The organism is Anthropogastromicrobium sp., assembly GCF_037349415.1.
Classification (GTDB): domain Bacteria; phylum Bacillota; class Clostridia; order Lachnospirales; family Lachnospiraceae; genus Anthropogastromicrobium; species Anthropogastromicrobium aceti.
The window spans coordinates 20,953-33,086 of the sequence record NZ_JAXWCK010000043.1 but is presented as its reverse complement, the minus strand read 5'-3'; the positions used below and the strand labels follow the sequence as shown (position 1 = coordinate 33,086).

The 12,134-nt window shown below is 41.1% G+C and carries 7 protein-coding genes and 1 riboswitch; all 7 genes read right to left on the bottom strand.

The genetic code is table 11. The features are described 5' to 3' along the window. Positions 1-2,800 (bottom strand): ATP-binding protein (locus WJP93_RS10075; protein WP_337548082.1); only part of this gene is annotated, 2,800 nt, incomplete at its 3' end. Between the two features lie 233 nt (positions 2,801-3,033). Further along, positions 3,034-3,124, bottom strand: a riboswitch (cyclic di-GMP riboswitch). A 78-nt stretch (positions 3,125-3,202) separates the two neighbouring features. Further along, positions 3,203-4,174, bottom strand: coding sequence for a hypothetical protein (locus WJP93_RS10070; RefSeq protein ID WP_337548080.1), 972 nt, complete (start codon positions 4,172-4,174; stop codon positions 3,203-3,205). A gap of 304 nt (positions 4,175-4,478) precedes the next feature. Beyond that, on the bottom strand, positions 4,479-5,978 hold the full coding sequence (hemZ, locus tag WJP93_RS10065; RefSeq protein WP_337548078.1) for a coproporphyrinogen dehydrogenase HemZ: 1,500 nt from the start codon (positions 5,976-5,978) through the stop codon (positions 4,479-4,481). A 28-nt stretch (positions 5,979-6,006) separates the two neighbouring features. Beyond that, on the bottom strand, positions 6,007-6,639 hold the full coding sequence (locus WJP93_RS10060) for an MBL fold metallo-hydrolase (protein WP_321207209.1): 633 nt from the start codon (positions 6,637-6,639) through the stop codon (positions 6,007-6,009). 106 nt (positions 6,640-6,745) lie between these two features. After that, positions 6,746-9,025 carry a bifunctional (p)ppGpp synthetase/guanosine-3',5'-bis(diphosphate) 3'-pyrophosphohydrolase gene (locus WJP93_RS10055; protein WP_308731139.1) on the bottom strand — a complete coding sequence of 760 codons (2,280 nt, stop codon included), beginning with the start codon at positions 9,023-9,025 and terminating at the stop codon, positions 6,746-6,748. Positions 9,026-9,253: 228 nt separating this feature from the next. Then, the gene (locus tag WJP93_RS10050; RefSeq protein ID WP_066561625.1) at positions 9,254-10,090 is read right to left on the bottom strand and encodes a sugar phosphate isomerase/epimerase family protein; all 837 of its coding nucleotides are present in this window, start codon (positions 10,088-10,090) and stop codon (positions 9,254-9,256) included. A 220-nt stretch (positions 10,091-10,310) separates the two neighbouring features. Next, positions 10,311-12,098, bottom strand: a complete 1,788-nt coding sequence (recJ, locus tag WJP93_RS10045; protein ID WP_337548073.1) for a single-stranded-DNA-specific exonuclease RecJ — start codon at positions 12,096-12,098, stop codon at positions 10,311-10,313. Positions 12,099-12,134 lie beyond the last annotated feature (36 nt).

Sequence of the window (12,134 nt, the reverse complement as noted above, 5' to 3'; positions counted from 1 at the left end):
TTCTTGCTGTTTTTTCTTTTCTTCCTGAAGTAAACTGCCGCAGTGTAGCCGTCAGACGGGAACGAAACAGCGGTTTTGCAATAAAAGCATCTATGCCTGCAGCCTTTGCTTCTTCTTCGATCTCGCTAAATTCATAAGATGTCAGTACAATGATGGTGATCTCTTTACCTATCCGTTTTCTGATCTGTCTGGCAGTTTCTATGCCATCCATTTCCGGCATCTTCCAGTCTAAAATAACAGCAAAGTAATCATCTTTCAACTCATGACGTGCATAACAGCACTCAACGGCTTCCCTGCCAGAGAGAACCCATTCACCCATAATACCGATTTCCTTTAATGTTGCAACTGTACTTTCACAGCATGTCCTATCATCATCCACAACCAGAACCGGCAAATTCATTAGATCTTTGTCCTGTTCTTTTTCTTTTTCCTGAAGCTCCAGATAAATTGTTACTGTAATTTTAGTTCCCTTGTGTAAGGTACTATCCACTTTAATAGTGCCATTCATCAGGTTCACAATATTTCTGCTGATTGCCATTCCCAGACCAGTTCCCTGAACCTTGGTTTTCCTGTGGTCATCTGCGCGGCTGAAAGGATCAAACATGATCTTCTGGAATTCCGGTGACATACCGATCCCATTATCCTCAATCGAAAATTCATAGCATCCAAGTTCCGAAAATCCATTTGGCTTTTCCTCTATAGAAAAGGTAATATTTCCACCATCCGGTGTATACTTGATCGCATTGCTCATCAGATTCACAAATACCTGCTGGATTCTCAGGCTGTCACCACAGACATCCTCATGTTCAATATGATTGATGTGTATATCAAAATTATGTTTATGTTCATCAAGCACCGGTTTCGTAAGCGTAATAAGATTATCCACAAGCTCCGACAGATTGAAATCTTCCTGAGCCAGCGTCATTTTTCCACTTTCAATACGTGCCATATCCAATACTCCATTGATCAGCCCCAACAGATGACGACTTGATTCTGTAATCTTGCCAAGACACTCAATAACTCTGTCATGACTCTCAATATTGGCTCCTGCGATTGCCGTCAGACCAACAATGGCATTCATCGGTGTCCGGATATCATGGGACATATTGGAAAGAAATTCTGTCTTCGCACGATTTGCATTTTCTGCCGACCGGTAAGCTTCTTTCAATGCCTGACGAGATTCGATCTCTGCTTTTTTCTCCTGTGTCACATCTATGGATGCCAGCAATACTCTTACAAGCTTTCCATTTTCCCATTTTAATGGAATATAAGAAGCTATTTTATAAGTCTTTTCATCTAGGCTGCAGTACTCAAACTTATAAATATCATTTTCACATTTCAGATTCTTCCGGATATTTTCCGGTGTTATCATTATATCCATAGCTTCCAATGGTTCCAGTGTCTTATACTTTTCAAGAACCTGCCTCTGGAAATCATGATAAAATCCCAGAGGTTTATATATTATCTGACCATTCAGATTGTAGAATTCATATCTGTCATTTTCCAGATCACAGACAACAAAGCGGTCAACCAGACGCACAATACTCTGAATCAGCTGCTCCATGGAAGCATTATCCGCTGCCATCTGCAGATGCCGTGCGCTCTCTACCTTTGCCTCTGTGATATCACGCAGAAAGATCATGGCATATTCTGAATCCTCTATCTCGCCACGTATGATCACATTGCGAACCCATCGTTCTTCTCCATTCAGAGTGATTCGGCACTCCAAAGACAATTCTGTTTCCAGACCCTTCAGCTTTTCTGCAATATAACCACGGTCGTAAAAAGAGGACACCGCCTTCTTATCTGTCTCCACAACATAGGAATCTACAAAATGGCGAACCAATTCATCCCATGTATGACTCTGTTCAAAGACTGTCATCAGGGACGGTTCAACCTTAAAGGTATCAAAAGTGTTCGTTTCCAGATTCACATAATACTCGCACAAATCTGCTTTCGTAAAAGCCCGGTGGAAAGCAGCAGATTTTTGTGCCTGCATGATTTCTTTTTTCTCCGCATCAATGTTAATAAAAATCCCGGCAATCCTGCTGGCAGAACCATCCAGACGGCGTATTACTTCTGCCGATGCCCGAAACCACTGGTATTGATTATCCTTCATTCTCATACGATACTCTACCTGGTATTTTATCTGGTTCGTCTTATCCTTAATTGCCGCCTGAAGCTGCACCATTACTCTTTCTTTATCCTGTGGATGCAGAAGATCTGACCAGGATTCCAGTTTATTCGGAAAGTCCAGAGTGTCATGATAGCCAAGCATTTTTCGGAATTCATGACTCCAGTTTGCATTCACAATCTCACTGTTTTCGTCACAGTCAAAATACCAGAAGCCGGAATAGATAGCCTCATTGAGCAGTGCCAAATTTACATGATCCCAGTTGACCTGTACGGACATAACCCAGATCTGTCTGCCCGCCTCATCTGTCGCATCCTCTTTACAAAGCCGTACATTATTCACTGTACCGTCTGCTGTAAGGATCTGTGCTTCCCCTGTTCCGTGAAGCTGCAAAAAACGGTCTCGCTCCAGTATATCTTCCTCGTCATAAAAGAAGTTTCTCAATGAGCCTTTTGTCTGTTCCATGAAAGTATCGTATGTATATCCTGTACTATGCAACAGCAGATTACTTACAGACAAAATAGACAGGTTTTGGTCATAAGATCCTGTCATTATACCTACCCCGCCATTATTTTCCAGTGTTTTCTGTACGGCCTGTGACATGTCCTGTGTCTGCCCCGTTACAGTCTCACCTAAGGAATATATTTTGTCTTCATAATTTTTCATTTTATAAAAATCCTCTCTCTGTTTTCCCCATTCTTCATCCTGCTTTTTTCTGTATACCGATACAGAGAACTTGTCCCTGCCAGTTCTCTTATATATTTTTGCATACAAAAAGGACACCTGCCAAAATCCTGCCAGTGTCCTTACTACATTTCTTTAAAATCACACATCCATATAGTAATAGAAGTTATCGGAACTTCTTCCGTTCTCACATCTTTTCCATACATTATAGAAACAATGGCAACCGGCTGACATGGTCAAACTTTCTGACTTTAGTCCCTTCTGGCTTTGCGTCCCTGCTTTTCAGCAGGTTTGCTTTTAATTTTCCAAAATAAAATACCACGAAGTTATTTACATGTCAATACTGTTAAATAAAAAATCTGTATGTTTTTATCGAATTAAACTTTATTCTGTCTCTATGTTTTCCGCTGGAATCTTTTCTAACGTGAGAATAAGCTGTCCAGTTCCGTCTGGGTATTCACGAACTTCTGCACAATTCACTTCTGAAAACGCTTTGTCCTGATACGAAACTTCCTGTATAGTTTCAAAATACCAAGCGGTATAATCTGGTGTCTCCACTGACTGACCTTCTCCATACCAACCTTCGTTTTGAATTTCAGTTACAACGTCTGTTTCTCCTAATTCATACTTTCCTTCTAAGCACCATAGCCCGTCTTCTGAGAAATGAAGCGTTACTTCCATATCATTTCCATAAATATTATAAAGATCCTGCAATGTTAATGTACTTATATTCATTCCACTTAACTGCGGTGCCTCCATTCCCCACAGCAGACCCTCGATTGGAAATGTGCCTTTTCCAAGTTCTGAGTTGTTCTCACCAATCTGAACATAAGAAAGTTCTTCCTGAGAACCATATTGATATCCTGTATACTCACTATAACAATCTGAAGTAATCTCATGTGTAACTTCTGATATATGCAATACATGCATTGTCTCAAACATCATATCTCTCGACTCGTTTTCCGAATTAAACTTATAAGTTAATGTATTCCATTCGGACCCAAGCACAACGGTTTCATTCTCATTCTTTGCCAATACACTATTTACGGTAAAACCAACTGTTGCTTTTTCTACCTTAAATCCACAGTTTTCCATCCACTGGCTAAGCGCTGCTATTCGCTGCTGCTGTTCCTCTTTCATCCAACCATCCACTACTGTATTCCCGTAAAAATTTTCCGCTCTGTTCTGGAAATACTGATTTAAAACTGCCTCATCCTCTGCATCTAACTGGAGCTGAGCTTTTATCTGTGTGCTATTTTCATACGTATTAGAAGCGAATGCACTCATCTGAACAGCTAGCATACTGATAATCATAACTAACACTCCAAATAAACCTCTTTCTGAAATTTTTCTCATAGGCGCTCCTTTCTGGTCGTTAAAACCATGATATGTTCATTTCACCATCACTTTTCTTGATTTCATCATAATATAGTCAATATATTTTGTCAATAGTTTTTGTATTATCCGTACATTTTTTCGTAAATCGTCTTATTTTCTAATAATTTTGTCGTTTTCTGTTTTGTTTGTTGCACTTAATGTTGTACTGTTCATACTGTACCTCCTTAACCTTTTTAAAATTTTTGATAATAACAGAAATTAAAAAAGACGAACCCACTCATTGAATCAATGAATGAATTCGTCCTAATGTAGACTCGATCAATCAGACCTCTTTCCAGTCCGCAAAAAGCCTCTTTTTACGTTCGATCATCTCGTCTGTTTTTTCCAGATAAGTCTTGATATCCTTGACATTTTCGCATCTTTCGATCCTGCCGTTTGGATATACCGCCTTTGTGATGGCCCCTGCACCAAGTGCTACGATGGTCTGCATTTCTTCCATGATCAAGATATTGTAGATTCCTTCTTTTCCTGGCTTTGCGTATCCGACATTTTCCATATTTCCTGTCATGTTTTTCTGGCGGTACAGATAATACGGCTTCATACCCATTTCCTCTGCGGCATCTTGTGTCAGCTCCATCGTACTTTCAGAATTAACACTCTTCATACCTGCGTATTCTTCCTTCTGAGTATTTAATCTTGCAGCACGCTTAATGGCCAGGGAGTGAACCGTCAAATTGTCTGGTCCTAGCTTTTTGATTTCTTCCAGCGTATTCTCAACATCTTCTTTTGTCTCCTGCGGCAATCCAACAATGATGTCCATGTTAATATTATCAAAGCCTTCTTCTCTTGCAAGCAAAAAGGCATCCTTTACCTGCAAAACTGTATGTCTTCGGCCAATCAGTTCTAGTGTCTCGTCTTTCATTGTCTGTGGGTTGATACTTATACGTGTGACAGGATGACGTTTTATTGTCTTAAGTTTTTCACGTGTGATGCTGTCTGGGCGTCCTGCCTCAACTGTCCACTCCTGAAGGAAAGACAAATTAAAGGAGTTCTCAATCTTTGAGAGAAGGCGTTCTAACTGATCTGGCTCTAATGTGGTCGGCGTACCTCCACCGATATATATTGTGTTTAGCTTCTTATCTTTAAAAGCCTCTGCCACATAGTCAATCTCTTTTTCAATTGAATCAAGATATGCATCCACACGATCACCAAATCGGCTCACTGGATATGATGTGAATGAGCAGTACGCACATGTTGTCGGACAAAATGCAATTCCGACATACAAACTATATCCATCCTCATAGTCCAGACAATCAAGCAGCTTAATTTCTCTTTTTGCAATATCAAGACTAAGCATAGTCTTTTCCTCACCGCAAAGCATCTGATTTTTCATGTAGTCTATGCATTCCTCATCAGAAGCACCTTCCATCAGCATAGTTCTTGCAATCTTTGTCGGTCTGATGCCTGTCAGTGTTCCCCATGGAAGCTCTTTTTTTGTAAGCTTAGAGAGTAGACAATACAGCATACATTTTGCCTTTGTTTTAGTGTCCTTTCGATCTGACAATTCACATTCACATGCATCCTCAAGCAATGTGCCATCCTGCATAAGCTCCATTGTCATCTTCTTTTTAGTGTTATCCTCGTTTGCTAAACATTGTGTTTCTGCACAATCACTCATACACACACGAAGAAACAAATCACCCTCTGCACACGCATATTCCTTTGTTTCAATTCTTTTAATTGCCCGTCCCGGATAAAATGCCATGAACAGGCTTCGAATATCGTTATCTAATGCATCGCATTCCAAATAAAAATAAATCATATCGTTTCCTTTGCTTTCCTTTTACTTTTTATCGCATTCCTGCTGCCGGATTGTGTGTTTTTTCATAACCTATTGAGGTCGCCTGTCCATGACCCGGATATACATCTGTCTCATCCGGCAGTACAAATAGCTTTTTCCCAAGAGAACGAATCAGTGAAAACATACTTCCGCCGGGAAAATCTGTTCTTCCATAGCTCTCGAAAAACAACGTATCTCCCGCAAACAGCACATGTTCCTTTTCTATATAATAGCACACACCACCTGATGTATGACCTGGTGTTTCAATCACAGTAATCTTCATTCCGGCAATCTCAATTTTTTGATTGTCAACAACAAGCTCATCTGCCTTCATAGTAAAACCCTCAGCCCACATCGCAGAAAGATTTTTCTCGGCATCTGCTAAAAGCTCCTCTTCATGAATGCCGGCGTATACAGGAATCTGATAATATTCCTTCACTTTCTTTGCTGCCATGATGTGGTCAAAATGACCGTGTGTCAAAAGTATTGCCTCTGGCTTTATTTCATAGCGGCTGCACACGCGAATGATTTTATCGGCCTGTTCACCTGGATCCACCAAAAAGCCGCGTTTGCTTTCTTCATCCCATGCCAAATAGCAATTTGTCCCCATTTGACCTACCATAATTGTCTCTATTCTCATCATGTTACCTGTCCTTTCTTTTTAAACGGGCTGCCAATCTGCCAGTTAACACTACACAAAACAGGCAGGGCCAATACCCTGCCTGCAATCTTTGCATAACATCATTGTTTTATCCATTAGAACGTTCAATATCAATTACGCTGTTAACTGCCATCAGGCGATTGATAAGCTGCTGCAGAGCATCTACACCGCCAACTTCAAATGACATGTTGATAGTTGCCGTTCCCTGCTTACTTGTCTTAGAACTCATGGAAGCAATGTCAATCTCTCGCTCTGTAAAAATCTTAGAGATATCTGCAAAAATACCAATACGATTGTTACAGAAGATCTTGATCTCTGCCATAAACTTCTCATTAGAATGAAAGCTTTCCTGCTGCCACTCAACATCGACAAGACGTGACTTTTCAGACTCTGGAAGAGCTATGACATTTACACAGTCTGTACGGTGAATAGAAATACCGCGTCCTCTTGTAATAAAGCCAACAATCTCATCACCTGGAACTGGCGAACAGCATCTTGAAAAACGAACATTAACATCAACAACACCATTGACTAAAACGCCGTTTGTACTGCGAATCTTGACTGGCTTATTCTTATTATTTTCAATTACAGACGCCAAAACCTGCTCATCTGTCGGTGCTTTCTTCTTAGATTCCTGATAAAGATCAATCAGCTTGTTTACAATCTGGCCTTCCTTAAGTCCACCGTGTCCTACTGCTGCCAAAATAGAATCCCAATCACGGAAGCCATATTTTGTGATAACCTTCTTTGTAAACTCCGGCTTTGTCAGATCACTGATCTCAAAACCCTTGCCCTTGGCACAGCTGGCAACAAGCTCTTTTCCTCTGGTGATATTTCCAGCTCGTCCTTCCTGCTTGAACCACTGATTAATCTTATTTTTAGCCTGTGTACTCTTTGCGATATTTAACCAGTCACGGCTAGGTCCTTTGACATTCTGAGAAGTGAAAATCTCTATTCGATCACCATTTTGAATCTTATAATCAAGAGGAACCATCTTGCCATTAACTGCCGCCTGCTTCATGCGGTTTCCTACTGCTGAGTGAATGCTGTAAGCAAAGTCAATCGGTGTAGATCCAGCCGGAAGATTCTTTACATCACCCTGCGGTGTAAAGCAGTATACATTATCCGAGAATAAATCAAGATCATTTTTTACCATGCTGATAAATTCTTTATTATCGGAAACATCCTTCTGCCATTCAAGAATCTGACGAAGCCAAGAAAGCTTTGCCTCTTCATCACGCACTGTAGTGTCTCCCGAACCGCGTTCCTTGTATTTCCAGTGTGCTGCGATACCATACTCAGCAGTGCGATGCATCTCAAAGGTACGAATCTGAATTTCAAACGGCTGACCATTCTTTGCAATCAGAGTCGTATGAAGTGACTGATACATATTTGGCTTTGGCATTGCAATGTAATCCTTAAAACGAACCGTAATAGGATGATACATTTCATGAATAACACCAAGTGCGGCATAACAGTCCTTTACTGTATCAACAATAATACGAACTGCAAAAATATCATAGATCTGATCAAGTGTTTTATCCTGATTTACCATTTTTTTATAGATGCTAAACAGATGTTTAACACGACCTGAAATCTCAGCCTTAATTTCAGCCTCCTCAAGCTTGACCGCAACCTCAGATTTGATTTCATCTATAAAACGCTCGCGCGCATCCTGCGTGCTGTAAATCTTTTCTGTCAGTTCCTTATAGACATCAGGGTGCAGATACATAAGAGACAAATCGTCAAGCTCTGTCTTGATTTTAGAAATACCAAGACGTGATGCAAGCGGCGAATAGATCTCAAGTGTTTCTCTTGCCTTTTGTTTCTGCGTCTCTGGCTTCCAGAACTGACCCGTACGCATATTGTGCAGACGGTCTGCAAGCTTTACCATGATAACACGGATATCCTTTGCCATAGCAAGAAACATCTTTCTAAGATTTTCTGCCTGGATCTCAATCTTATCCATATCCCAGTTGATCTGCGTCAGCTTTGTTACGCCATCTACCAAAAATGCGATTTCTTCTCCGAAAAGCCCGATCAATTCTTTTAGAGTCATCGGGGTGTCCTCTAAGACATCATGAAGAAGTCCTGCCGCAATACTTTCCTTATCAAGTTCTAGCTCTGCTAATATAATTGCTACGCAAAGCGGATGGATGATATACGGCTCTCCGGAGCGTCTGCGCTGATCTCCGTGCGAATTTAGTGCAACCTCATAAGCCTTGCGGATCAGTGACAGATCATCCGATGGATGATACTTTCTGACACTATCCTCCAATTCTTTATATAATTCATCCGGCGATGTAAAATTAGCCGGTGCCTTAACCGAAGGTTTTGGCGGGATTAATCCTTCTTCTTCTGGATTCATATCAGACACCTCTTTTCCTCATTTCAACTCAACATATTTACTCGTTGTTTCAATCCACAGTCGGTAATTTCACAGAGTCTGACATGTCAGCACAAAGCCGACTGTGGCTTGCCTCATGTCAGTAGGGGATACCGATTTCTCTCCGCCCACCACTGCCGTTAATTTTCCAATAGCAATTCATCTCGCCACCTATAGAGGTTGGAGAATCCTTGCTATTATTGTTGAAGATTATAAGCTTGCGTACTTTTCTTCCATAAACTGTCTTGCCTGCTGTGCATTGGATGGATTTGTATCCTCTAACAGCACGTGAATGTGCGGCTTATGCTCCTTGATATAGCGAAGCAAAAATTCATAGTCCATCTGACCTGTTCCGCATGCGCAGCTTAACAACTTGCCATTTTCGATCTTAAAATCCTTTGCATGGATCGTTGCAATATCTGGTCCAAGAATCTCAACAAACTCTTTAAAAATTGCCGGATACTCCTGATAATTGGACTCATCAAGCAAATTCACTGGATCAAAGATGATCTGAAGATTCGGAGAATCAATCGCATCAAGAACCTTTCTTGCACGCTTTGCATTGTTTACAATATGTCGGCATACTGGCTCAATTGCAACAATTACACCAAGCTTTTCTGCATATTCCACAACAGGACGCAAATTCTTAATAAAAATCTCAAGTGCTTCCTCAGTAAATGAAAATGGCTCTGTGCGATACTCGGTATTACATGCACCTGTCTCTGTTCCAACTACACCTGCTCCAAGAAGACTCGCAAATACAATATGTCTCTTGTAAGTGTCGATAGTATCCTTTAATGCAGCCTCATCAGGAGTTGCCAGATTCTGGTAGCAGCCAAGAACTGCAACATCTACTTTGTTCTCTGCAAAGACTTCCTTCATGTACAATGCCATACCAGGAGTTAAAACCTCCTTTTTGGTTGGAAACTCATGAACCGCCTTCGGTACTGCTAACTGACAGCAATGCATTCCCTCATTGTGTATTTCCTTTACAAGCCCTTCAAAGGTATCTGCCTTTACATCATGGGCACGAATTCCGATTCTCATACAATTCTCCCTTCGCGTTTCGCTACTTTTTTGATACTCACGAATTGCTCCGATGCTTCGCATCTTTCGCAATTCTAAAAACATTCGGATTCGCTGATTTTCTTTGAAAATCGCTGCATCCTCATGTTTTTGCGGGTTCCAAGCTGCAAAACCTTATCGTGCAAGCACGAGCAGGTTTTGTAGCTTGGAACCCTAGTATCATGTGATTTCTTAATTATACTCAATTTAACGAAACTCTGCAATAGTTTTGTATCACGATTTGAAGGCTTCTTTTCCCTTGAAATTCGTTAATTTGTGGATAATACGTCACACCAATATCAATTGTATTGCGCATTCCCCTAAGAGCCGCCGCTACATTGTCACGCCCATATTCCTCTTCAAGAAAATCAAAGAACACATCTGTGTCCCCAAAATAAAGCGCGTCCATAATAATGCCTTCTGGTCCCATAACAGACATTTTTACAACATTTCTATTCTTTCCGATACGTGAGAGACGAAGCACAGACAAATGCTGCTGGGCAAACAATGGCTTTTCATTGGCTCGTCCAAATGGCTCTAGCTTTTCAAGATCAGCAATGACTTCTTCACTGATATAACCAAGCGGCATCGCAGCATCAATCATGACAAGCGGCATAAGCTGCGTTTGTGTAAGCGTACATCTCGCATTTAAACCGTCTCGCAAAATCTCTAAATTTTTCTTTTCCATTGTAAGACCAGCTGCCATCTTATGACCGCCAAAGCGAAGAAATAAGTTCCTAAATGCACTTAGTTCTGTAAACATATCATAATCATCAATACTTCTGCCAGAAGCCTTAATCTGCCCCTCTTCTGACGCATCAGTAAAGACAAGCACAGGACGATAGTAACGCTCACGAAGGCGTCCTGCAATTATGCCGGCTACACTCTCATGACAATCTTTTATGTAAACAAGATATACATGCTCATCCTTCCACGTTGCATGCTCAATAAGCTCTACTGCGCGCTCTGTTCCGACTCGCGTTAATTCCTTTCGCTCCTCATTCATTGCCCACAGCTCACCAGCTAAGGCAAGTGCCTGATCATATTCCTTTGATTCAAGAAGCGCCAATGCATGAACAATCGTGTCTAGTCGTCCTGCTGCATTAAAACATGGTCCTAAGATAAATCCAATATGATAAGCACGCACCTGCTCTGGTGCTATGCCGCACACCTCCATCAATGCACGAAGACCTGTATGGTTTGTGTGATTAAGATATGAAAGACCTTTTCTGACTAGAATACGATTTTCCCCGACAAGCTCCATAACATCAGCCACAGTAGCAATCGCCGTATATTGTAAAAAAATCTCCTGACGGCTCATTGTGCGCTTCATTCTGTGAAACAAAAGTGTCATAAGCTGATAAGCTACACCTGTTCCACAAAGACTTTTAAATGGATATGCACAGTCTTCCTGCTTTGGATCAACAATAGCATCAGCCTTCGGCAAAAAATATGTCTTTTTTCCATCATGCTCCTCGAATGGAACCTCATGATGATCTGTCACAATAACTGTCATGCCAAGTTTTTTTGCTTCTTCAATTGCCTCAAATGCTGCAATTCCATTGTCGCATGTTAAAAGCACACTTGCTCCCTTTGCGTTTGCTTCCTCAACGATACGACTGTTTACACCGTAGCCTTCCATTACTCGATTTGGCGTAAAGATTGCTGCGCGGCCGCCAAGTTCTATAATAGCTTCTTTTAACAAAAGACCGGAGAAAATTCCATCATTATCAAAATCACTTGAGATTGCAATCAGTTCGTTGTTTGCAATCGCAGCCTCAAGCAAAGACGCGGCCTTATCTGCATCCTTCATAAGTGCAGGGTCACTTAGATAATCTAAATCTCCCTTTAAATAGCTTTCAATCTCCTCTTTTGTCTCAACGCCACGGTTTCTCATAATCCTTGCCGTTACCTGATTGATGCCGTATGCTTTGCTGATGGCTGCAAAATCTGCCTTTTTTGCGTACAGACGCCAGCGTTCCTTCTTCATAAATTTATTCCTTTCACTAATTCATTTTTCATGATG

What these genes read in the sequence shown, in the direction of transcription:
- WJP93_RS10070 (WP_337548080.1), bottom strand. Translation starts at nt 4,174, where the DNA reads ATGAGAAAAATTTCAGAAAGAGGTTTATTTGGAGTGTTAGTTATGATT.
- hemZ (WP_337548078.1), bottom strand. Translation starts at nt 5,978, where the DNA reads ATGATTTATTTTTATTTGGAATGCGATGCATTAGATAACGATATTCGA.
- WJP93_RS10060 (WP_321207209.1), bottom strand. Translation starts at nt 6,639, where the DNA reads ATGATGAGAATAGAGACAATTATGGTAGGTCAAATGGGGACAAATTGC.
- WJP93_RS10055 (WP_308731139.1), bottom strand. Translation starts at nt 9,025, where the DNA reads ATGAATCCAGAAGAAGAAGGATTAATCCCGCCAAAACCTTCGGTTAAG.
- WJP93_RS10050 (WP_066561625.1), bottom strand. Translation starts at nt 10,090, where the DNA reads ATGAGAATCGGAATTCGTGCCCATGATGTAAAGGCAGATACCTTTGAA.
- recJ (WP_337548073.1), bottom strand. Translation starts at nt 12,098, where the DNA reads ATGAAGAAGGAACGCTGGCGTCTGTACGCAAAAAAGGCAGATTTTGCA.